At 65.8% G+C, this 23085-nt stretch carries 22 protein-coding genes; 20 read left to right on the top strand and 2 right to left on the bottom strand.

Annotated elements, in window-relative coordinates; genetic code table 11:
* Nucleotides 1–52: 52 nt before the first annotated feature.
* The 11 genes from VXJ37_RS15195 (at nt 53) to VXJ37_RS15145 (ending at nt 11393) form a co-directional block, all read left to right on the top strand.
* The gene (locus VXJ37_RS15195; protein WP_331323889.1) at nt 53–784 is read left to right on the top strand and encodes a FadR/GntR family transcriptional regulator; all 732 of its coding nucleotides are present in this window, start codon (nt 53–55) and stop codon (nt 782–784) included.
* 224 nt (nt 785–1008) lie between these two features.
* On the top strand, nt 1009–2358 hold the full coding sequence (locus VXJ37_RS15190; RefSeq protein WP_331323865.1) for an MFS transporter: 1350 nt from the start codon (nt 1009–1011) through the stop codon (nt 2356–2358).
* 9 nt (nt 2359–2367) lie between these two features.
* A complete protein-coding gene (locus VXJ37_RS15185) occupies nt 2368–3144 on the top strand; it encodes an SDR family NAD(P)-dependent oxidoreductase (RefSeq protein ID WP_331323864.1) in 777 nt (258 codons plus the stop codon).
* A gap of 102 nt (nt 3145–3246) precedes the next feature.
* A complete protein-coding gene (locus VXJ37_RS15180; protein WP_331323863.1) occupies nt 3247–3936 on the top strand; it encodes a GntR family transcriptional regulator in 690 nt (229 codons plus the stop codon).
* Nucleotides 3937–4079: 143 nt separating this feature from the next.
* Complete coding sequence (locus tag VXJ37_RS15175; protein WP_331323862.1) at nt 4080–5078, top strand: sugar phosphate isomerase/epimerase family protein; 999 nt, start codon at nt 4080–4082, stop codon at nt 5076–5078.
* A 36-nt stretch (nt 5079–5114) separates the two neighbouring features.
* On the top strand, nt 5115–6836 hold the full coding sequence (locus tag VXJ37_RS15170; protein WP_331323861.1) for a dihydroxyacetone kinase family protein: 1722 nt from the start codon (nt 5115–5117) through the stop codon (nt 6834–6836).
* 11 nt (nt 6837–6847) lie between these two features.
* On the top strand, nt 6848–7342 hold the full coding sequence (locus VXJ37_RS15165; protein WP_331323860.1) for a ribose-5-phosphate isomerase: 495 nt from the start codon (nt 6848–6850) through the stop codon (nt 7340–7342).
* Complete coding sequence (locus VXJ37_RS15160; RefSeq protein WP_331323859.1) at nt 7339–8292, top strand: 3-hydroxyacyl-CoA dehydrogenase family protein; 954 nt, start codon at nt 7339–7341, stop codon at nt 8290–8292. Before VXJ37_RS15165 ends, VXJ37_RS15160 begins: the two co-directional genes overlap by 4 nt.
* 65 nt (nt 8293–8357) lie before the next feature.
* Complete coding sequence (locus VXJ37_RS15155) at nt 8358–9125, top strand: SDR family NAD(P)-dependent oxidoreductase (RefSeq protein WP_331323858.1); 768 nt, start codon at nt 8358–8360, stop codon at nt 9123–9125.
* A gap of 102 nt (nt 9126–9227) precedes the next feature.
* Complete coding sequence (locus VXJ37_RS15150; protein ID WP_307310164.1) at nt 9228–10574, top strand: MFS transporter; 1347 nt, start codon at nt 9228–9230, stop codon at nt 10572–10574.
* Between the two features lie 30 nt (nt 10575–10604).
* Nucleotides 10605–11393: a triose-phosphate isomerase family protein gene (locus tag VXJ37_RS15145; RefSeq protein WP_331323857.1), complete on the top strand. Its 789-nt coding sequence runs from the start codon at nt 10605–10607 to the stop codon at nt 11391–11393.
* Between the two features lie 34 nt (nt 11394–11427).
* Here the strand turns inward: VXJ37_RS15145 and VXJ37_RS15140 are convergent, their stop codons facing one another.
* The gene (locus VXJ37_RS15140; RefSeq protein ID WP_331323856.1) at nt 11428–11910 is read right to left on the bottom strand and encodes an SRPBCC family protein; all 483 of its coding nucleotides are present in this window, start codon (nt 11908–11910) and stop codon (nt 11428–11430) included.
* Nucleotides 11910–12269: an ArsR/SmtB family transcription factor gene (locus tag VXJ37_RS15135; protein WP_331323888.1), complete on the bottom strand. Its 360-nt coding sequence runs from the start codon at nt 12267–12269 to the stop codon at nt 11910–11912. The genes VXJ37_RS15140 and VXJ37_RS15135 overlap by 1 nt, the downstream gene beginning before the upstream one ends.
* A 152-nt stretch (nt 12270–12421) precedes the next feature.
* Between VXJ37_RS15135 and VXJ37_RS15130 the strand changes: the two genes are divergently transcribed.
* From VXJ37_RS15130 to VXJ37_RS15090, 9 genes are all read left to right on the top strand, one after another.
* Nucleotides 12422–12826 carry a tautomerase family protein gene (locus VXJ37_RS15130; protein WP_331323855.1) on the top strand — a complete coding sequence of 135 codons (405 nt, stop codon included), beginning with the start codon at nt 12422–12424 and terminating at the stop codon, nt 12824–12826.
* A gap of 185 nt (nt 12827–13011) precedes the next feature.
* Entirely contained in the window at nt 13012–14031 is a 1020-nt protein-coding gene (gene iolC / locus VXJ37_RS15125) for a 5-dehydro-2-deoxygluconokinase (protein ID WP_331323854.1), read from the top strand.
* Nucleotides 14028–14963, top strand: coding sequence for a Cgl0159 family (beta/alpha)8-fold protein (locus tag VXJ37_RS15120; protein WP_331323853.1), 936 nt, complete (start codon nt 14028–14030; stop codon nt 14961–14963). Before iolC ends, VXJ37_RS15120 begins: the two co-directional genes overlap by 4 nt.
* A gap of 32 nt (nt 14964–14995) precedes the next feature.
* Nucleotides 14996–16945, top strand: coding sequence for a 3D-(3,5/4)-trihydroxycyclohexane-1,2-dione acylhydrolase (decyclizing) (gene iolD / locus VXJ37_RS15115; RefSeq protein ID WP_331323852.1), 1950 nt, complete (start codon nt 14996–14998; stop codon nt 16943–16945).
* Nucleotides 16946–16987: 42 nt separating this feature from the next.
* A complete protein-coding gene (locus VXJ37_RS15110; RefSeq protein WP_331323851.1) occupies nt 16988–18502 on the top strand; it encodes a CoA-acylating methylmalonate-semialdehyde dehydrogenase in 1515 nt (504 codons plus the stop codon).
* Between the two features lie 147 nt (nt 18503–18649).
* Nucleotides 18650–19561 carry a sugar phosphate isomerase/epimerase family protein gene (locus VXJ37_RS15105; RefSeq protein WP_331323850.1) on the top strand — a complete coding sequence of 304 codons (912 nt, stop codon included), beginning with the start codon at nt 18650–18652 and terminating at the stop codon, nt 19559–19561.
* Between the two features lie 32 nt (nt 19562–19593).
* On the top strand, nt 19594–20607 hold the full coding sequence (locus VXJ37_RS15100; protein ID WP_331323849.1) for a Gfo/Idh/MocA family protein: 1014 nt from the start codon (nt 19594–19596) through the stop codon (nt 20605–20607).
* A gap of 75 nt (nt 20608–20682) precedes the next feature.
* Nucleotides 20683–21558, top strand: a complete 876-nt coding sequence (locus VXJ37_RS15095) for a sugar phosphate isomerase/epimerase family protein (RefSeq protein WP_331323848.1) — start codon at nt 20683–20685, stop codon at nt 21556–21558.
* The gene (locus VXJ37_RS15090; RefSeq protein ID WP_331323847.1) at nt 21555–22985 is read left to right on the top strand and encodes a sugar porter family MFS transporter; all 1431 of its coding nucleotides are present in this window, start codon (nt 21555–21557) and stop codon (nt 22983–22985) included. Before VXJ37_RS15095 ends, VXJ37_RS15090 begins: the two co-directional genes overlap by 4 nt.
* Nucleotides 22986–23085 lie beyond the last annotated feature (100 nt).

Below are 23085 nucleotides of genomic sequence, written 5' to 3'. Positions count from 1 at the left end.
TGTTGGGGAAGGAAAATCGCGGCGCCGTGGGCGCGCAGGCAGGGGAATGACGATGGCAGCAAAGCGACCAACCCTGGTCGACGCCGTCGTGGACAAGGTCCTGGAGCACATCCTGAGCGGCGATATCAAGGCCGACGACGCCCTGCCGCCCGAGGCCGACATCGCAAAGGAATCCGGCGTCAGCAGGCTGACGGCCCGGGAGGCGATGAATGTACTGAAAGCCCAGGACGTTGTGTACGTGAAGCGCGGCCTGGGGACGTTCGTCAATCCGCCCGAGCGCTGGACCGGGCTGGACGCCATCATGCGGGCCGCCTCCAGGGGAGTGGCATCCGACCAGGTGGCCCTTCGCCTGCTGGAGGTCCGCCGCATGGTGGAGACCGGGGCAGCCGAACTGGCCGCCTCGCGCCATCGTCCGGCGGACCTGACAGCCCTGCGGGAGAGCGTCGAGCAAATGGAGGCGGCACACCACGCCGGGGACGTCGATGCGCTGACCGTGGCCGACATCGCCTTCCACGACACGGTGCTGCGCGCCTCCGGTAACCCGTTCGTGCCCGCACTGCTCGGCCAGCTCTCAACCCTGCTGTATGCCATGCGGCGCGAGACCTCCGCGTTCCCGGACGTACAGCGCCATGCCATCCACCACCACAAGATGGTCCTGGCGGCCATCGCCGCAGGTGATCCTGCCACGGCCCGCTCCGCCATGGACGCCCATATCACCCAGACCTTCGAGGACTACGAGCAGTTCCTTGCCATGTCCAGCCGTACCGGTACCACTGCCCGCTGAACGGCCTGAATCTCGTCCCTGTCGGCTCGCGGGCCGCCGAGGCCTGACCTCCTGAGGGACGCCCCGCCCCCTGTGTTGACGCTCGCGCTGCGCTGTGACTAGAATCTCAGTCAGACATCAGACATCTGATATCAAAATCCCCATCTAATGCCGCCAGCCAAAGGAGTCTTCATGCGCGCGCATTCCCTTTTTGAGGGTCCCCACATCACTGCCGGAGGCCCGCGATGAGCTCCCGTGCCGCCGCCCCCATCCTCAGCGAACTCGGCGAGACCACCCTCCGCAAAGTCCGCCGGAGGCTCATGCCCCTGATCGTCCTGCTGTACTTCGTCGCCTACCTTGACCGGAACAACGTCGGTTTCGCAAAGCTCGGCATGCAGGGCGACATCGGCATCACAGAGGCCGCCTACGGGCTGGGCGCAGGCATCTTCTTCCTGGGCTATGCGCTGCTGGAAATCCCCAGCAACGGCGGCATGTACCGCTTCGGCGCCCGCAAGTGGATCGCCCGCATCCTGATCAGCTGGGGCATCTTTGCCACCGCCATGTTCCTGGTGAACGGCGAGGCCACGTTCTATGTCATCCGCTTCCTCCTTGGCGCAGCGGAAGCCGGCTTCTTCCCGGCCATTCTCTTCTACCTGACCCTGTGGTTCCCGGCAGCGCAGCGGGTCACCGTGCTGGGCATCTTCATCCTTGCCCAGCCCATCTCCAACGCCCTGGGCGCCCCCGTCTCCGGCATGCTCCTTAACCTCGAAGGAGTGGCCGGCCTGCACGGCTGGCAGTGGCTCTACATCCTTGAGGGCATCCCGGCAATCGTGCTGGGCATCATCACCCCCTTCGTCATGACCGACCGGCCCGAGCACGCCAAGTGGCTCACGCCGGAAGAGCGCGAATGGCTGTCCACCACAATGAGCGAGGAGTTGGCCCATAAGCAGAAGGCCGGGAAGCACAACTTCCTCGCAGGCCTGAAGGACCCCCGCACCATCGCCTACTCGGCGCTGTACTTCGGCCTTGTGTGCGGCATCTACGGCCTCGGCCTCTGGCTGCCCACCATCGTCAAGGCGCTTGGAAAGTTCGACTCAACCCAGGTGGGGTTCATCGTCTTCATCCCATACGCAATCGCTGCGGTGTTCGTCTACTTCTGGAGCAAGCGCTCCGACCGTACCGGCAACCGCGTCTGGCACGCCAGCATGAGCATGGTGCTGGCCGCCGTCGGCCTCCTGGGCGCCGGCTTCCTGCTCCCGGTCAACGCAGTGCTCGCCATGGTCTTCCTGACCCTGGCGGCGATGGGAATCTACTCCGCGATCGCGCCCTTCCTGGCCATGCCGTCCGCGGCCCTGACCGGAGCCGCGGCTGCAGCGGGCCTGGCCATGGTCAACTCCCTCGGCAACCTGGGCGGCTTCGTGGCGCCCTACATCGTTGGCATCCTCAAGGACGCCACGGGCAACAGCCAGACCGGCCTGGTCTTCCTGGCCGCCTGCCTGGCCATCACCGCTGTCGCCACCTACCTTTATGCACGCAAGCGGCCCGAAGGTGTCTCTGCCCCCAGTGCCACCGTTCCTGCCGCCGAAACCCACTAGGACACACCAATGACTACACAGCACACCTTCCCTGCAGAGCGCACCGCGGTCCTGACCGGCGCAGCGTCAGCCCGCGGCATCGGCCGCGCCACCGCCGACCGGTTGGCCAGCGAGGGCTGGTCCATCGCCATCCTTGACCTCAACGCCGAAGACGCCAAAGCCGCTGCCCAGGAAATTGGCGCCAACCGGGCCGTCAAAGCAATCGGCGTGGGCGCGGACGTTTCGGACGAGGCGTCCGTGGACCGTGCGATCACCGAGATCGAGCAGTCGCTTCCGCCCATCGTCGGACTGGTGAACCTTGCAGGGATCAGTTCGCCCACACCCTTCATGGAAACCACCGTGGCGGAATGGGACAAGGTCTTCGCCATCAACATGCGCGGCACGTTCGTCGTATCGCAGCGGGTCCTCAAGGGCATGATCGAGCGGGAACTGGGCAGGATTGTCAGCATCTCCTCCATTTCCGCCCAGCGCGGCGGCGGCACCTACTCCAAGGTGGCGTACAGCGCATCCAAGGCCGGCATCCTCGGCTTCACCCGTGCCCTGGCCCGCGAAGTGGGCGAGCACAACATCACCGTGAACGCCATCGCCCCGGGCCCCATCGACACCGACATCATGGGCGGGACGCTGACTGACGAGCGCAAAGCGCAGATGTCCGAGGGGATCATGATGGGCCGGGTGGGCACCCGCGAGGAGGTGGCAGCCCTGATCGCGTTCCTGCTGGGCGAGGACGCCGGCTACATCACGGCCGCCACCTACGACATCAACGGCGGCCTGCAGGTTTCCTGACCGCCCACCCTTCCCGGGTGCCGTGCGGCCTGCCGGCCGCGCGGCACCCGGAGGGGCTTCACACTCGCGTTCAGGCGCGTTTTCCGGCTATAGGATTTCTACATGGCAACAAAGAACCAGGCCTCCGGCGGCGTGAGCAGGCAGGTCCTCGCCGACCACGTCTATGAGGCGCTGCTTGTTGCCCTGATGGACGGCAGGCTGGAGGCCGGCACTCCCGTCAGCATTGACGGGATGGCCAGGGAACTGGACGTCTCCCCGACGCCCGTCCGCGAGGCCCTGGCCCGGCTGGAAGCCACCGGGATGGTCCGGAGGATGGCCCTCCGCGGCTACCGGGTGGCCCCGCTGTTCACCCCCGACGAGCTGGCCGACCTCATGGATGCGCGGCTGGTCATCGAGCCCGCCAACGCATTCATGGCCTGCAAGCATGCGGACCAACAACTGACCGGCCAGCTGGAGCGGGCCATCGAGGACCTGAAGGCCGCTCCGCGGGGTCCGTCCTTTGCCGAATTCCGCGCCTATTGGGAAGCCGACGAACGGTTTCACCGGCTCATCGCCGAATCAGCCGATAACCAGTTCCTGCTGTCCGCCTACAACGCCCTGGGCGGACAGGTCCAGCGCTTCCGCTTCTTCGGTGGCCTGGGCGTCACTGATGCCGACTACGCCATCGCCGAGCACACCGAGATCCTCAGGGCCTTCGAGTCCGGCGACGCCGAGCTGGCGCGGCAGAAGATGATCGACCATATCGAGGGCGTTAAACAGCGCTCCCAGCACGACAGCGAAGTGCGCAGCTAGCGCCACCAGGCCAGGGCACTGCAGGCCCAGACCCAACCCTTCCGTTCCCCCTTCATTCGGGCAGGAATTACCCGCAACCCCTTGACATGGGGTGCAAACAACGTAGATCCTATAGGAAATGCGATTCTAGATCTGGAGTAACAATGCCGTACACCGCTGAAAACTGGCCCATCGCCGCTGCCCTGCTGCAGTTCCCGGGGACCCGGCCCGATGGGACCACTGCCCAGGGGGCCCCCGCCAGCGACTGGCAGCAGGTCTTCGAGGAGGTGGCTGACGCCGGTTTCACCAATGCCGACCTCACCGACAGCTGGGTCCGCCCCGGTGACCTCTCCAGCAGCCGGCTTGACGAGCTGAAGGCTGCCGCAACCGCTGCCGGCCTTGGCCTTCCCTCCATCTCCGCCATCCGCCGCAGCGTGATCGAAGAAGGCCGCTGGGAAGAGAACCTCGCCTACACCCACCGCACCCTGGAGGCCGCAGCCCAGCTCGGCTGCGAGGTTGTCTCGATCGGACTGCACCAGGCCATCACCCCGGAGCAGCAGAAGCAGCTCTGGTTCTGGACGGTTGAGGGCCACAAGGACCCGGTGGGGGACAAGGAGGCGTGGAACAACGCCGTAAGCCGCATCCGCGAAGTAGGCAAGCACGCGGCTGAGCTCGGGCTCCTGGTGTCGCTGGAGATGTATGAGGACACCTATCTGGGAACGGGGGACTCCTCCGTGCAGCTGGTCCAGGACATCGATCTGCCCAACGTCGGGCTGAACCCTGACCTGGGCAACCTGATCCGCCTGCACCGTCCCATCGAGGACTGGCGCGAACTGGTACACAAGACGCTGCCGTACTCCAACTACTGGCACGTCAAGAACTACATCCGCGATGAGGACCAGGCCCGCGACCACTACGTCGCCATCCCGGCCCCCATGGAATCCGGCCTCATCAGCTACCGCGAGGCGTTCCAGTTCGCCCTTTCCGTCGGTTTCCAGGGCGTCATCTGCACCGAGCACTACGGCGGAGACGGCCTGAGCGTCACGGCCGCCAACCAGGACTACCTGCGGCGCCAGGTCCTGCCCAAGCGTGACAGCTATGCCCTGGGCACCAGCCTGGTGGCCCAGGGTCGGCAGGCCCCCGCGACTGTCCCCGCACGCTGACCGGCAGAGCCATCCCCACAGGTTCAACGAGGAATCATGACAAAGATATTTGACGATCCAGCGCAGTTCGCAGACGACGCCCTCGACGGCTTCGTCGCCGCCAACCGCCAGTACGTTGCCCGCGTTGACGGCGGTGTAGTCCGCTCCACCGAATCACCCGCAGGGCAGGTGGCGGTGGTCATCGGCGGCGGCTCCGGCCACTACCCGGCGTTCGCCGGCCTGGTGGGGGCCGGGCTCGCTGCCGGAAGTGCCTGCGGCAACATGTTCGCTTCCCCCTCCGCAGGCCAGGTGTACCGGGTGGCCAAGGCTTCCCAAACCGGTGGTGGGGTCCTGCTCAGCTACGGCAACTATGCCGGTGATGTCCTGCACTTCGGGCAGGCCCAGGAAAAGCTGAACGCCGAGGGCATCGAAACCCGCACGGTCTTGATCACCGATGACATCGCCAGCGCTCCGCTCGGCGAAATCGGCAAGCGCCGCGGCATCGCCGGCGACCTCACGGTTTTCAAGGTGGCCGGGGCGGCGGCGGAGGCCGGGCTGGACCTTGACGAGGTGGAGCGCCTCGCCGTCAAGGCCAACCACCACACCCGCTCACTCGGCGTGGCCTTCGCCGGCTGCACCCTGCCGGGAGCCGGCGAGCCGCTGTTCACGGTGCCCGAAGGCATGATGTCCGTGGGGCTTGGCATCCACGGCGAACCGGGCATCTCGGAGCAGCCGCTGCCCACCGCCAGCGAGCTTGCCAAGCTGCTGGTGGACGGGCTGCTGAAGGACAAGCCGGAAAACGCAGGCACCCGCGTTGTGCCAATCCTTAACGGCCTTGGCACGGTCAAATACGACGAACTGTTCCTGCTGTTCGGCAGGATCGAGGCCCTGTTGACTGCTGCCGGACTCAAAATCGTGGAACCCGAGTGCGGTGAGCTGGTCACCAGCCTGGACATGTCCGGCCTGTCCCTGACGCTGTTCTGGCTGGACGATGAGCTGGAGAAGTTCTGGTCCGCCCCGGCTGACACGCCCGCCTTCCGCAAAGGCAACCCGGCGCCCCGCAAGGCACGGTCCGTGGCGTCCCTGGCGGAGGAGGCAACCGCGCCCGCCCTCGACGCGACCGCCGCCTCGACAGCCCTTGCCGCCACCGCGGTGGGCGCGCTGAAGGAAGCCCAGGCAGTCGTCGTCGAACATGAGGAGGCACTCGGGAAGCTGGACGCCATTGCCGGGGACGGGGACCACGGCATCGGCATGCGCCGCGGCGTGGACGCCGCCGTTGCCGCCGCGGAAAAGTCGCACGCTGCCGGCGCGGGCCTTGAGGAACTCCTCGCGGCGGCGGGGGAGCAATGGGCCGAACGTGCCGGCGGTACTTCCGGTGCCCTCTGGGGCGCGGCCGTCACCGCCGTCGGGAGGACCCTGGGCAGCAAGGATTCCTACACATCGGCAGACGCAGCGGCGGCTGTCAACGCCCTTCGCGACGCCATTGTCACCCTGGGCAAGGCCGAAGCCGGAGACAAGACCATGGTGGACGCGCTGCTTCCCTTCGCTGACACCTTCGCCAAGGCACTTGACGACGGCGGCAGCCTGGCCGGCAGCCTCCGTGCGGCAGCGGAGGCGGCGGCGGAGGCCGCTGACGCGACTGCCGCGCTCAGCCCGAAGAAAGGCCGCGCCCGGCCGCTGGCCGAAAAGAGCCTGGGCCACCCCGATCCCGGGGCAGTGTCCTTCGGCCTCATCGCCCGCCGGGTGGCCGACTACGCCGCCACCATCGAAAGCAACTAAGGAGAACCCTGATGACTGAGCAATCCCAGCCTGGCTGGCGCATCGTCGTCGGCAATGACGAAGCCGGCGTTGAATACAAGAACGCCCTGCGTGAACTGCTGGAGGCGGACCCCCGCGTGGCCTCGGTGGAGGACGTGGGAGTCGGCGCCGACGACTCCACGGCCTACCCGCACCTGGCCGTCGCCGCGGCCCGCAAGGTGGCTGCCGGCGAGGCGGACCGGGCGCTGCTGATCTGCGGCACCGGCCTGGGCGTGGCCATTTCGGCCAACAAGGTACCGGGCATCCGGGCGGTCACGGCCCACGACAGCTACTCGGTGGAACGCTCCGTGCTGTCCAACAACGCGCAGGTGCTGACCATGGGCCAGCGCGTCATCGGCCTGGAACTTGCCAAGAAGCTGGTGGGCGAGTGGCTCAACTACCGCTTCGATGAAAACTCCGCATCCGCGGCCAAAGTAGACGCCATCTGCTCCTATGAGGGCGCATCGGAAGGACTTGAAACCAAATGAGCACCCGTAACATCGCCGTCGTCGGCTCCGGCTACATGGGCGGCGGAATCGCCCAGGTCCTGGCACTCGCCGGAGCCCGCGTGGCCCTGGCCGACGTCTCCGCCGAGATCGCCCAGGGCAACTACGAGCGGCTGCTGAAGGAATCCGACGAGTTCGTCGCTGCAGGCCTCTTCCCGGCCAACGCCACGGACCTGCTCAAGGAAAACCTCTGGGCCGCCAAGGACATCGAAGAAGCAGTGGCTGACGCCGAGTACATCGAGGAGGCAGTGCCGGAAGTCCTCGAGATCAAGCACGCCACCCTCGGCCGGATCAGCGCAGCCGCCCGCCCCGACGCCATCATCGGCTCCAACACCTCCACCATTTCCATTGCCAAACTGGCCCAGGTCGTCGAAAACCCGGAGCGCTTCCTGGGCGTGCACTTCTCCAACCCCGCCCCCTTCATCCCCGGTGTGGAAGTCATCCCGCACGAGGGAACTTCCGAGGCGACGGTCCAGGCCGCCCGCACCATCGTGGGGGAGACCGGCAAGGAAACGGCCATCGTCAAGGACGTCACCGGCTTCGTGCTGAACCGGCTCCAGTACGCCCTCTTCCACGAAGCCGCCCAAGTAGTGGAGGAAGGCATCGCCAGCGCCGAGGACGTGGACACCCTGGTCCGCACCACCTTCGGCTTCCGGCTGCCGTTCTTCGGTCCGTTCGCCATCGCCGACATGGCAGGGCTGGACGTCTACGCCTTCTGCTACAAGTCACTGCAGACCGGCTTCCCGGAGCGGTTCGCCACCCCCAAGATCCTGCAGGACAAGGTCGACGCCGGCCAGCTCGGCACCAAGACCGGCTCCGGCTTCCTCGACGTCCCCGCCGACCGCACCGCAGCCCTGGTTGCCTACCGGAACAAGGCATACGTCGCCATGCAGAAGCTCATCGAGGAACTGGGCCCGGCACCGCTGTCCTGAGCTTTTTGAACCGCAGCAGCTTTTTCGACAGCAGCGCGCCCACCCTCCACATAAAGGAACACTTCATGACAGCATTCCCCGCAGACCGCACCGTCATCGTTACCGGTGCGGTCTCCGAACGCGGCATCGGGCGGGCCACCGCCGACTACCTTGCCGAGCGCGGCTGGAACATCGGCGTGATCGACCTCGATGACGCCGCCAGCAAGAACCTCGCCAGGGAACTGGCGGAAAAGCACGGCGTCAAAGCCCACGGCGCCGGGGCCAACATCGGTGACGAGGCGTCCGTCCGCGCCGCCATCGACGAAATCGAGGCCGAACTGCCCCAGCTGGTGGCGCTCGCGAACATCGCGGGGGTCAGCTCTCCGGTTCCCTACCTGGAACTCGACGGGGCCGAGTGGGACCGCGTGGTCAACATCAACATGAACGGCGTCCACTACGCCACCCGCCGGGCCGCCGAGTCCATGGCGAAGAACCGGCTCGGCAGGATCGTCAACATCTCCTCCGTCTCGGCACAGCGCGGCGGCGGAACGTTCAGCAAGACCCCGTACTCCGTTGCCAAGGCAGGCGTCATTGGCCTGACCCGTGCCACCGCCCGCGAACTGGGCGAGTACGACATCACCGTCAACGCAATTTCGCCGGGCCCGATCGATACGGACATCATGGGCGGCACCCTCAGCGAGGAACGCAAGGATGAGCTGGTGAAGGACCTCGTGGTGAACCGCGTAGGCACCACCCGGGATGTCGCGGCGGCCATCTCCTTCCTGATCGGCGAGGACGCCGGCTACATCTCCGGCCAGACCCTGAACGTCGACGGCGGCCTGTACATGCACTAACGGCGCCCGCCTTCCGCTGTCAGGAAAGCAGGCGCCATCCCAAACCCCGCGGGCCGCCGGCCCGCGGGGCACCACCAACGTCACCACTCGAAGGAGAGTGTTGTGTCTGAAACCACAGCAACATCCAAGGAGCTTCTGGCCCGTCCGGTCCTGAAGTCCGCGATTTACAAGGCGGCCCGCCGGCTCATGCCGATGCTGGTCATCCTCTACGTCGTTTCCTTCCTGGACCGCACCAACGTCGGCTTTGCCGAGGCGGCCCTGGGAACGGACAAGGGAGTGTCCGCCGCAGCCTTCGCCCTGGGCGCAGGCATCTTCTTCATCGGCTACGCCATCTTTGAAATCCCCAGCAACCTGCTCCTGAAGAAGGTGGGCGCCAAGATCTGGCTGGCCCGCATTGCCATCACCTGGGGCATCGTCTCCGCGTGCTTCGCCTTCGTCCAGGGTGAGACCTCGTTCGTGGTCCTGCGGTTCCTTTTGGGCGTGACCGAAGCCGGCCTGTTCCCCGGCGTGATCATGTACCTCGCCGAGTGGTTCCCCAACAAGGTCCGCGTGCAGATGTTCGCCATCTTCTACCTGGCCCAGCCCTTCTCCCAGATGATTGGCAACCCGCTCTCCGGCTGGCTGATCAACATCGGTGACCAGGTGCCCGGCCTCCGCGGGTGGCAGGTCATGTTCTTCGTCGAAGGCATGCTGGCCGTGCTGGCAGGCATCGCGGCGTTCTTCTTCCTGATCAATGGCCCGGAGAAGGCCAAATTCCTCAGCAAGGACGAGAAGTACGCCTTGAAGGAAGTCATGGCGCTGGAGGACACCGTCAAGGATGAGCACGGCCCCCGCGGCATCCTCGCGGCCCTGCGCAACGGCCGCGTGTGGTACTTCACCCTGATCTACTTCTGCCTGCAGATCGCCGTCTACGGCGTGACGTTCTTCCTGCCGCAGCAGGTATCGTCGCTGACCGGACAGAAGGTGGGGCTCGCCGTCGGCCTGCTGATCGCCGTGCCGTGGTTCTTCGGCATCTTCGCCTGCTACTTCATCGGCAAGGCCGCGGACACGGTGGCCAAGCGGCGCAAGTTCGGCACCATCCTTTTCATCTCCACCGGCCTGTGCATCTTCGGCTCGGCCTGGGCGGGCACCAACCACCAGCCCTTCCTGGGCATGATCTTCATAACCCTGGCAGTTTGCAGCTTCCTGGCCGTCGGGCCGGTGGTGTGGTCCTATCCCACCGCGTTCCTCGCCGGTTCAGCGGCCGCAGCCGGCATCGGCCTGATCAACTCGCTGGGCAACCTGGGCGGCTTCGTAGCGCCAATCCTCCGGACCGCCGTCAACGAGGCAACCCAGTCGCCCACAGGTTCCATGGGTGTGTACGCGCTGGGTGTCCTGCCATTCGTGGCCGCCGCGATGATGTACGCCACCAAGCGGTTCAAGAACAAGGCCGACGACCTGCTCGACTGAGCAGGCCCGCACCATCCACGCAAGGAAACCATGAGCACCTCCGGCAGCAGCACAGGCAACCGCCTCCTCTACATCGGCGTCAGCACGAAGATGTACATGGGGTACCAGGCGAGCCTGCGCTGGCTGTCGGAGGTGCGTTCCATTGTGGATGACAGGCCCGGACTGGGGGATTCCGCACAGGGCGCCCCGGTCCGGGTCTTCGTCATTCCGTCTTTTCCGGTCCTGGAGCCGGCCGGCCGGATCCTGGCCGGCTCGCCGGTACTCCTCGGCGCGCAGAACTGCGCTTGGGGGGACGGGCCGCTCACGGGAGAAGTCAGCCCCGGGATGCTGGCCGAACTCGGCGTCTCACTCGTCGAGATCGGCCATGCCGAAAGGCGCAAACTCTTCGGTGAGGACGACGCAGTGGTGGCACGCAAGGTGCGTGCCGCCGTCGGCCATTCCCTCACCCCGTTGCTCTGCATCGGTGAGCCGGACAGGGTCCACGCCGGAGCTGCCGCCGCTTTCTGCGTCGAGCAGGTCCGTGCCGCCATGGGCGGCGATGCCGCCCTGCTCACCCGCTTGGTCCTGGCCTACGAACCGGTGTGGGCCATCGGAGCACAGGAGCCCGCCCCGCCGCAGCACGTCAACGCCGTCCTGGCGCAGATCCGTGCCGAGCTGGGTCCGGACTGCCCCCTCATCTACGGCGGCAGCGCCGGCCCCGGGCTGCTTCCCCAACTGCCGGCCACGGACGGACTCTTCCTGGGCCGCTTTGCCCACGACGCCGCCAACCTGGGCCGCGTACTGGACGAAGCCCTCGTCCTTGCCAAGACCCGCCGCTAAGACAGCCGCTAAGACACGCGGCTAAGATGCCGGTTCAGACCCGCGCGCCAGCCAGCAATTCTTCAAGCCGCTCGTAGCCTTCGCTCAAGCCGCCTTCCATTCCCGACTGGGCCATGCCGTCACGTGCGGCCTGGCTGGGGTACACCGAGTGCCCCCGCAACCGGGTACGTCCGTTGCCCAGGTCCTCGAACGCCATGAAGTCCAGGCTGACCACATCCGGGTACCCGCCGAACTCGAAGGTCTGCAGGGCGAACTCGTTTTCGCGCACCGTGTGGAAGATGCCACGGAACTCGTACGGCACCCCGTCGGGACCGGTGTGGATATACCGGTAGCTGCCGCCCGTGCGGAAATCGTAGTGGTCCATCTCCATCTTCATGCCCCGCGGGCCCAGCCACTGGACAATCAGGTCCGGCTCTTTGTGTGCGCGGAACACATCCGCCACCGGGAAATCGAACTCGCGCTCGTAATCGATAAAGGGGACGCCCTCAGGAACGCTGAGTTTCAGGGAATTGCTCATCATGACTCCTTGGAGGATTGGCCGCCGCTCGCGGCCGCCTGTGATGCCAGCGCGGCGTCGAGGTTGCGGAACTGACTTTCCCGGACCAAGCGGTACTGATCGATCCACGCAGTAAGTGCCTCAAGCCGTGCCGGGTTCAGGTGCACGGGTCGGCGCTGGGCGTCCCGGGTGCGGGTAACCAACTGTGCCTGCTCAAGCACCTGGATGTGCTTCGAGACTGCCTGCTTGGAAATCTCGAACGGGTCCGCCAGTTCATTGACGGTTGCCGGGCCCTTGCTCAGCCGGGCGATGATGCTGCGACGCACGGGATCTGCCAAGGCCAGGAAAGCCGCGTCCAGGGCCACGTCGTCGGAGATCATGCCGGCCTCTCGAAATGTATTCAACCAAAACGTTTATCAACCTCTCGATTGATTAATGCTAGGCCTGCTCCGCAGCTCACGCAAGAGGAGTCTTGCTTCTCCGGAAGCTACTTTGTTAGTATGTCAGTACAAACTAGCAAGGGAGAAGCTTTATGCCACTGGTACGTATTGACGTCAACGAAGGGCGCACCCCGGAGGATCTGCAGCAGCTCAGTCGCGGGATCCATGACGCCATCCTTGCCGAGTACGGCATTCCGGAGCGCGACTACTTCCATATCCTCACCGAACACCCCCAGGGCCAGATCTTTGCCCAGGACGCAGGACTGGGCTTTGAACGCACCGGGGGAGTCGTGATGATCCAGATCTTCACCCAGGCCGGCCGTTCCCAGGAGGCCAAGCAGCGGCTGTTTGCTGCCGTTGCCGAGAAGCTTGCGGCAGTCGGTGTAGCGGGCGAAGACGTCTTCATCGGCTACGTCGAAAATACCGCCGGTGACTGGTCCTTCGGCTTCGGCAAGGCACAGTACGTGACGGGCGAATTGGCGGTTCCCATGAAGTAGCCGGGGCGCCCATCAATTGGGGGATGGGCGTTCATAGCTTCTGTTGTAAGTATGTCAGTACAAACCTTTGACAGGACATTCGATCTAGGGCAAAGTAGTGCCTGTGGCCCACACCACGGCCTGCCAGTTCCGGAACTCCTGCCTTCAAAGATTCGAGTTCCACACCAGAAAGGTCCACGATTCCCGTGACCCACGAACTTCTTACGATCGGGCGCATCAGCGTTGATATCTACCCGAACGACATTGGGGTCGGCCTGGAGGACGTCAATTCCTTCGGCAAGTACCTGGGCGGTTCGCCGTCGAACGTCGCTGTTGCCGCTGCCCGCCACGGACGCCGGACCGGCGTGATCACCCGCACCGGGGACGACCCGTTCGGGGCCTACCTGCACCGCGAGCTGCGCAAGTTCAATGTTGACGACTCCTTCGTAACTCCGGTCGCCGGCCTGCAGACGGCGGTGACGTTCTGTGCAATCAAGCCGGCCACGGATGAGTTCCCGCTCTATTTCTACGGCCGTTTCCCCACCGCCCCGGATCTGCAGATCAAGGCCGAAGAGCTGGACCTGGCCGCCATCCGCAACGCCGGGATCTTCTGGTCCACGGTGACCGGACTGTCCCAGGAACCCTCCCGGGCCGCCCACATCGCCGCCCACGAAGCAAGGGACAGGGACAGCCTGCGGATCGGTCAGTTCACCATCCTGGACCTGGACTACCGGCCGATGTTCTGGGCATCCGAGGAGGAAGCCCGTGCCGAGGTCGCCAAGATCCTTCCGCACGTCACCGTCGCGATCGGCAACGACAAGGAATGCGCCGTTGCCGTAGGTGAAGGCACCCCTGACGAACAGGCGGACCGGTTGCTGGCTGCCGGCGTGGAAATCGCCGTCGTCAAGCTCGGCCCCGAAGGCGTGATGGCCAAGACCCGCACCGAACGCGTCGTCTCCGCCCCCGTCCCGGTGGAGACCCTCAACGGGCTCGGTGCCGGCGACTCCTTTGGAGGCGCCTTCTGCCACGGCCTGCTTTCGGGCTGGCCCCTGGCCCAGGTTCTTGACTACGCCAACGCCGCCGGCGCGCTTGTCGCTTCCCGCCTTTCCTGCGCCGATGCCATGCCGACGCCGGTCGAGGTCACCTCACTGCTGGCCGAACGCGGCCGCCCGGTCCCCGGTGCCGGTACTGCCGCTCAGCTTGCCACCGAAGGAGCAGCACTGTGACCCTCACCCCTGTAACCCCTGGCAGCGCCGTGGACGATGATCCGCGCCGCTACGAGCACCTGAGCACCATCCGCCTGGAAGACCCGGACGCCGTGGCCCGCGCCGCGAAGGCCCGGCGCCGCCACCCCGGCCTGAAAGCCGGGCGGCAGAACTTCATCGTCGCCGCCGACCACCCCGCCCGCGGCGCCCTGGCCGTCGGCAACGACCCCGTGGCCATGGCCGACCGGCGGCAGTTGTTGGACCGGTTGCAGATCGCCCTGGCGAATCCGGCCGTCGACGGTGTCCTGGCCTCCCCGGACATCATGGACGACCTGCTCCTGCTGGGCGCCCTGGACGGCAAGCTGGTGTTCGGTTCGATGAACCGCGGCGGCCTGTCCGGGCTGGTCAACGAGTTCGATGACCGCTTCACCGGCCACACCGCCGCTGCGCTGCAGGCCTTGGGTGCTGACGGCGGGAAGATGCTGACCCGCATCTGCCTCGGCGACCCCGACACAGTAGCCACCCTGGAGGCAACCGCCAAGGCGATTGATTCGCTGGCGGAGCGGAAGCTGATCGCCATGGTGGAGCCGTTCCTGTCCGTCCGCGAGAATGGCCGGGTCCGCAACGACCTGTCCACCAACGCGGTGATCAAGTCCATCGCGATCGCCGAGGGCCTGGGGTCCACCAGCGCCTACACCTGGATGAAGCTTCCGGTGGTGGCGGAGATGGAACGCGTCATGGCCGCAACCACCATGCCCACCGTGCTGCTGGGCGGTGACCCGGCCGGGTCCCAGGATGAAGTGTTCGCCACCTGGGGAGCCGCCCTGGCACTGCCGGGCGTACAGGGCCTCACCGTCGGCCGGACCCTGCTCTACCCCGCAGATGGGGACGTCGCCGGGGCCGTCGCTGCGGCCGCCTCGCTCCTGCACCACACCACAGAAGTATCGGAGTAGTCGCCATGGGATCCGCATCAGGAACGCGCAGAATGACGGTGGCGCAGGCCGTCGTCGAATACCTTTCCAAGCAGTACACCGTGGACTCGGTCAACGGCGTTGAGTACCGTGAGCGGCTCATTCCGGGCACGTTCGGTATCTTCGGGCACGGCAACGTGGCCGGAGTGGGCCAGGCCCTGAAGCAGTACCAGCAGCTGGACCCGGCCATCATGCCGTACTACCAGGGCCGGAACGAACAAGCCCAGGTCCACCAGGCCGTCGGCTACGCCCGGCACACCCGCCGCCGCCAGACCTACGCGGTCAGCACCTCCATCGGTCCGGGTTCTTCGAACCTGCTCACTGGTGCCGCGCTGGCGACCACCAACCGTTTGCCGGTGCTCTTGCTGCCGTCCGATACCTTCGCCACCCGCGCCGCAGACCCTGTCCTGCAGCAGCTCGAGCAGCCGTACGCCTACGACATCACCGTTAACGACGCGTTCCGGCCGCTGTCCAAATTCTTCGACCGGGTCAACCGGCCCGAGCAGCTGTTCTCCGCGTTCCACCACGGCCTGCGCGTCCTCACCGACCCGGCCGAAACCGGCGCTGTCACGGTATCGCTGCCGCAGGACGTCCAGGCCGAGGCCTTCGACGTCCCCGTCGAGTTCCTCGCCGAGCGTGAATGGCGGATCCGCCGCCCCGACGCCGACGACGAGGACATCGCCCGCGCCGCCGCAGCCATCCGCGCCGCCAAGCGTCCGCTGATCATCGCCGGCGGCGGCGTCCTCTACGCCTACGCCAACGACGAACTGGCCAAACTGGCCGAGCTGACCGGTATCCCCGTGGGCAACACGCAGGCCGGCGTCGGCGTCCTGCCCTGGGACCACCAGTTCTCCCTCGGCGCCATCGGCTCCACCGGCACGACAGCGGCGAACGCCATCGCTGCCGAGTCGGACCTGATCATCGGCATCGGCACCCGCTACGAGGACTTCACCACCGCGTCCCGGACCGCGTTCCAGAACCCGGACGTGAAATTCGTGAACATCAACGTCGCCCCGATCGACGCGTACAAGCACGGCACCACGCTGCCGATCGTCGCCGACGCCCGCAAGGCCCTGGTCAAGCTCAACGCAGCCCTCGGCGGGTACCGCGTCGGCGCCGACCTGTCGCGACGCGTCGAGGCCGAGAAGAAGCGCTGGAACGCCACCGTGGACGAGGCCTTCGACACCCGCTACACGCCGCTGCCGGCCCAGAACGAAATCATCGGCGCCACCAACCGCGCCATGGACGCCCGCGACGTGGTCATCTGCGCCGCCGGATCCCTGCCCGGTGACCTGCACAAGATGTGGCGCGTCCGGGACCCCTTCGGCTACCACGTCGAATATGCCTACTCCTGCATGGGGTACGAGATCCCTGGCGGCCTCGGCGTCAAACGTGCGGCGATCGCCGAAGCGAAAAGCGCGACGGCGGCAGGCGCCTCTGACGCGGAGGTGCGGGACGTCGTCGTGATGGTGGGGGACGGCTCCTACCTGATGATGCACACCGAACTGGTCACCGCCGTCGCCGAACGCATCAAACTGATCGTGGTCCTGATCCAGAACCACGGCTACGCCTCCATCGGCTCCCTCTCCGAATCCCTGGGCTCGCAGCGATTCGGTACCCAGTACCGGGAGCTGGATGAAGCGCAGCACAGCTTCGACGAAGGCGAGACCCTGCCCGTGGACCTGGCCTTGAACGCCGAGTCCCTGGGCGTGAAGGTCATCCGGATCGAGCCCGGCGAGAAGGTCATCGCCGAACTCGAACAGGCCATCCGGGACGCCAAGGCCGCCCCCGAGCGCAGCGGACCGATCCTGATCCACGTCGAATCCGACCCGCTGCTGGACGCTCCGTCCTCCGAGTCCTGGTGGGACGTCCCCGTCTCCCAGGTCTCCGAGCTGGATTCCACGAGACAGGCGTTCCAGACCTACGTCGACCACAAGTCACGCCAGCGCAAACTGCTTGGCTGATTCCCGCTCCCTCCAAGACCAACCCACTCAAGGAAGAGTCCCATGACTGCCACCACCACTGAAGCAACCGTCATCAACCACTTCATCGACGGCGCCGAGACCGCTGGCGAGGGCGACCGCACCACCGCCGTGTACAACCCGGCCACCGGCGCCGTGACCGGCGAACTGCGCCTGGCCAACCGCGCCGACCTGGACACCGCCGTCGCTGCAGCCCGCAAGGCCGCCGACGCCTGGGGTGACATCTCCCTGGCCAAGCGCACCGCCGTCCTGTTCAAGTTCCGCGAACTCGTCGCCGCCCACGTGGACGAACTCGCCCAACTGGTCACTGCCGAGCACGGCAAGGTCCTTTCCGACGCCAAAGGCGAGATCGGCCGCGGCCTGGAAGTGGTGGAGTACGCCTGCGGTGTGCCCACCCTGCTCAAGGGCGACTACTCGGACCAGGTCTCCACCGGCATCGACGTCTTCTCCTTCCGCGAGCCGCTCGGCGTCGTGGCCGGCATTACCCCGTTCAACTTCCCCGTCATGGTGCCGCTGTGGATGGCGCCGATGGCCATCGCCACGGGCAACGCGTTCATCCTCAAGCCCTCCGAACGGGACCCTTCCGCGTCGCTGCTGCTGGCCAGGCTCTGGAAGGAAGCTGGGCTGCCTGACGGTGTGTTCCAGGTCCTGCACGGCGACAAGGAAACTGTCGACGGGCTGCTGACCCACCCTGACGTGGACGGCATTAGTTTTGTTGGTTCCACCCCGATCGCCCAGTACGTCCACGAAACCGCCACCAGGCACGGCAAGCGCGTCCAGGCCCTGGGCGGGGCGAAGAACCACGCGATCATCCTGCCCGACGCCGACCTCGACAACGCCGCCGACCACCTCGCTGCCGCCGCGTTCGGCTCCGCCGGGGAACGCTGCATGGCCATCTCGGTCGCCGTCGCCGTCGGGAACGCCGCGGACGCCCTGGTCGCCAAAGTCCAGGAACGCGCCGAAGCCGTCAAGGTCAACAACGGCACCGAACCCGACGCCGAAATGGGCCCGGTCATCACCCCGGCCTCCAAGGAACGCATCGTCAGGATCGTCACCGAAGCAGAAACCGCCGGCGCCGCCATGGTGGTGGACGGCCGCGACCTGGTGGTCCCCGGCCACGAGAACGGCTTCTGGGTGGGCCCCACCGTCCTGGACCACGTCAAGACCGAAATGACGGCCTACCAGGAGGAAATCTTCGGACCCGTCCTCGTGGTGGTCCGCGTGGACACCCTCGAAGAGGGCATCAAGCTCATCAACGCCAACCCCTACGGCAACGGCACCGCCATCTTCACCTCCTCCGGCGCCGCCGCCCGCAAGTTCCAGCGCAGTGTCACCGTGGGCATGATCGGCATCAACGTGCCCCTCCCGGTGCCGGTGGCCTACCACTCCTTTGGCGGCTGGAAAGCCTCCCTCTTCGGCGACAAGCACATCTACGGACCCGAAGGCGTAAGCTTCTACACCCGCGGCAAGGTCATCACCTCCCGCTGGCCCGAAACCCACCACGCCTCCGGCGCCTCCTACAACTTCCCCTCGAACTAGTCCCCACCGCCACCCTCGCCTCGCAAGCTCGGCCAGGGAACCCTGGCGGCGTGGGCCCAACCCCGTCGGTTGCTCCGTACTTGTCGTTTTGAGCGTCCAAAACGACAACAACGGAGCAACCGATGCAAAGAGAAAGACAACGCTGTCATGACTGAGAACAAGCTGATCATCGGCACGGCGCCGGACTCCTGGGGCGTCTGGTTCGCGGACGATCCCAAGCAGACCCCGTGGGAACGCTTCCTCGATGAAGTGGCCGAGTCCGGCTACAAGTGGATCGAACTGGGCCCGTACGGCTACCTGCCCACCGACCCCGCCCGCCTGGCCGAAGAACTGAAGCAACGCGACCTGCAGATCTCCGCCGGCACCGTTTTCACCGCCTTCCACCGCGGCCTTGACCAGTGGGAAACCGCGTGGGAGCCTGCCCGTAAGGTGGCTGAGCTTACGGCGGCCATGGGCGGCGAGCACATCGTGGTCATCCCCGCCATGTGGCGCGATGACGTCACCGGTGAAGCGGTTGAAAGCGGCACCCTAAGCGAGAGGGCCTGGAACGACCTGTTCGCCGGCCACAACCGCCTGGGCAAGACCCTCCTGGAGGACTTCGGCCTGAAGCAGCAGTTCCACTCGCACGCCGACTCCCATGTCGGAGCGCAGGAGGACATCGAAACGCTGCTCGGGGCCACGGACCCCAAATACCTGAACCTCTGCCTGGACACCGGACACGCCGAATACTGTGGCGCCTCCAGCCTGGAACTGATCAAGAACTACCCGGACCGCATCGGCTACCTGCACCTGAAGCAGATCAACCCGGACATCCTCAGGAAGGTCAACGAGGAAAATATGACCTGGGCAGCCGCCAACCTGGCCGGCGTCATGACCGAACCGCCCAACGGCCTGCCGGACCTGCGCGCCGTCATCGAAGCGGTGGAAGCCCTGGAGCGGCCCATCTTCGGGATCGTGGAGCAGGACATGTATCCCGTGGCCTTCGACGTTCCCATGCCGATCGCCAAGCGTACCCGTAACTACCTGCTGTCCTGCGGCTCCCGTACCGCCGTCAGCTAACCCCCGCCACAGAGACCACAAAGGACAGAACAATGACTGAAACCCTCCGCGTTGCCGTCATCGGCGCAGGCCGCATGGGCGCCGACCACATCCAGCGCCTCAACAAGCGAATCCACGGAGCCGAAGTTGCCGCCGTCGTGGACGTCGACCTCGCCCGCGCCCAGGCCGCCATCGAAGGCATCCCCGGTGCCGTGGCCCTCGCCGACGCTGACGAAGCACTGAACAACGGCGACGTCAATGCCGTCCTGATCGCCACTCCCGGCTTCCTGCACGAGGACATCCTGCTCAAGGCCCTCGCAAAAGACATCCCGATCCTTTGCGAAAAGCCGCTCACCCCCGACGCCGAATCCTCCTGGAAAATCGTGGAGGCCGAGGTGGCACTGGGCCACAAACGCATCCAGGTGGGCTTCATGCGCCGCTTCGACGCGGAATACGCAGCGCTCGGATCGATCATCCGTAACCAGGAACTGGGCGAACTGCTGATGCTGCACCACCAGCACCGCAACCCCAGCACCCCCGAGGGCTTCACCAACGAGATGCTCATCAACGATTCCGTGGTCCACGAATTCGACGCCATCCGGTACTTTACCGGCGAGGAGATCACCAGCGTCCAGGTCCGTCTGGGCAAGGCCACCAAGAATGCGCCCTCTGGCCAGCACGACCCGCAGCAGGTCCTGATCGAAACCGAGTCCGGCGTTCTGGCCGACGTCGAAATTTACGTCAACGCCAAGTTCGGCTACGAGGTAGCCACCCAGGCATCCTTCGAGGACGGCGTCGTCAGCATTGGCGGCGACAAGGGACCCTACACGCGCAGCAACGGCCGCTGGGGCGGCAACGTCACACCCGGCTTCGAGGAGCGTTTCGGTGCGGCGTACGACGTCGAAATCCAGTCGTGGGTGGACGCGGCACTGAAGGGCGGCATCGGAGGCCCCTCCGCTTGGGACGGGTACGCCACCGCCGCGTGCTGCGAAGCAGGCGTTGAAGCCCAGAAGAACGGCGAAAAGGTCGCCGTTAAGCTGGCGGCCAAGCCCGCCCTCTACAAGTAGGACCAAGAAAAGGGGGCGGAGCCATCCGTCCCCTTTTGCGTCCCCATCCTGACTGACCCACAATGGAGTGTTTACGTGAAAATCGCCCTTGACCCCACCCCGTTCCACCACTCCCACAGCCTGCTGGAGTTCCCCAAGGTGGTGGCCGACCTCGGCTACAAGTACATGCAGATGACCCCGCACGCGGACTTCATCCCGTTCTACAACCACCCCAAAGCGGATGACGATCTGGTGGGCCAGCTGAAGAAGGCCTGCCGGGACGCCGGGATCGAGATTGCCTCCGTCCTGCCGGTGCTCCGCTGGTCCGGGCCGGACGAAGACGCCCGCGAGGCAGCAGTCCGCTACTGGAAGCGCGCCATCCAGATCACCGTGGACCTGGGCGTCAGCACCATGAACACCGAGTTCAGCGGCCGTCCCGAGAAAGCGGAGGAGTCCGAGCGGGCCTTCTACCGTTCCATGGAGGAGCTGCTGCCGATCATCGAGCGGGAAGGCATCGACCTGCTGATCGACCCGCACCCGGACGACTTCGTTGAGGAAGGCCTGGCCGCCATCCGCGTCATCCGTGGCGTGAACTCGAAGAATGTGGGCATGGTTTACGTGGCCTCCCACAGCTTCCACATGAAGAACAGCCCACTGGACATCATGCGCACCGCGGGGGACAAGCTGCGGCTGGTCCACGTGGCAGACACCATGGACCACCACGCTTCCCACGGGCTGCGCTACATTACCAACCCGCCAGGCAACCCGGTCCGCGTCCACCAGCACCTGAAGATCGGCGACGGCGACGTGAACTGGGACGAGTTCTTCGGCGGCCTGAAGGAGATCGGCTTCCTCGACCGCGACGACACCGTAATGGTGTCCAGCGTCTTCGCCGAAGACGAGAACGCCGAAGAGGTCTCCCGCTATCAGCTGGAGACCATGAAGCAGTACGTCCAGAAGGTCAGCCTATGAGTTCGCGTGCGCATAGTGACACGCGCCCCGGCAACCATCAGCGGGCCCTGCGCACCGTCACCATCATCTCCACCTTCGGCGGCCTGCTCTTCGGCTACGACACCGGCGTGATCAACGGCGCGTTGCCGTACATGCAGGAGGACCTGGGGCTGACCCCGCTGACCGAGGGCCTGGTCACCTCGTCCCTGCTGTTCGGTGCCGCCTTCGGTGCGCTGTTCGGCGGACGCCTGGCGGACCGCAACGGCCGGCGCAGGATGATTATGGTCCTCGCCGTCGTCTTCCTCCTGGGCACCCTGGGCTGCACGTTCTCGCCGACCACGGAAGTCATGATCGCCGCAAGGCTTGTGCTGGGACTCGCCGTCGGCGGGGCATCGGTGACCGTTCCGGTGTACCTGGCGGAAGTATCGCCGAGCAACCGGCGCGGCCGCATCGTCACGCAGAACGAGCTCATGATCGTCACCGGGCAGTTGCTCGCGTTCATCTTCAATGCCTACCTTGGCAACTCATTCGGTGAGTCCCACGGCATCTGGCGCTGGATGCTGGTCATCGCCACCTTGCCGGCCATCGCACTGTGGATCGGGATGAACTTCATGCCCGAGAGCCCGCGCTGGCTGGCCTCCATCGGCAGCTTTGGCGAGACGCTCAGCGTGCTGCAGCGGATCCGCTCGCCGGAGGTGGCCCGCAGGGAGTTCGAAGAAGTCAAGGCCATGGCCGTGGAGGACTATAAGTCCAAGATGGGTTCATGGAAGGACCTGGGCGTTCCGTGGCTGCGCCGGATCTTCGTGGTGGGACTGGGCCTCGCGGTGATCCAGCAGATCACCGGCGTGAACTCCATCATGTATTACGGAACCCAGATCCTGTCGCAGTCCGGTTTTGGCCGTGAAGCGGCGCTTACGGCCAACATCGCCAACGGCGTGATCTCGGTCCTGGCTACATTCGTCGGGATTTGGCTGCTGGGCAAGGTGGGCCGGCGCCGCATGCTGATCTCCGGCCAGGCAGGCACGACGACGGCGCTGCTGCTGATCGGCCTCTTCTCGCTGATCCTGCCGGAAGGCACAGCCCGGGGCTTCGTCATCCTGGCGCTCACCGTGACGTTCCTGGCGTTCCAGCAGGGCGCTATCTCCCCGGTGACCTGGTTGATGCTCTCGGAAATCTTCCCGCTGAAGATCCGCGGCCTGGGCATGGGGGCGTCCGCTTTCCTGCTGTGGCTCGTCAACTTTCTGATCGGCTTCGGCTTCCCGCAGCTGCTTGCCGCCATCGGCATCTCCAACACGTTCTTCGTCTTCGCCGTCCTTGGGGTGGGGGCCATCGCCTTCGCGGCCAAGTACGTTCCGGAAACCAAGGACAAGAGCCTCGAGGACCTGGAGCACTACTTCAAGAACGTCGACGGCAGCAAGGCCCAATCGGCTGAGACAGCAGTTCACTGACGGTGCGGCCAGCTAAGTCATAACCACGCCCGCTCCACCACCCCCGTGCCCCCTTGAGCATCGCTCAAGGGGGCACGGCTCGCGTCCGAGGGCAGTTTCG

Origin of the sequence: Pseudarthrobacter phenanthrenivorans, from assembly GCF_036455295.1 — a bacterium.
Lineage (GTDB): Bacteria > Actinomycetota > Actinomycetes > Actinomycetales > Micrococcaceae > Arthrobacter > Arthrobacter phenanthrenivorans_C.
This window is presented reverse-complemented; position numbering and strand designations above follow the sequence as displayed.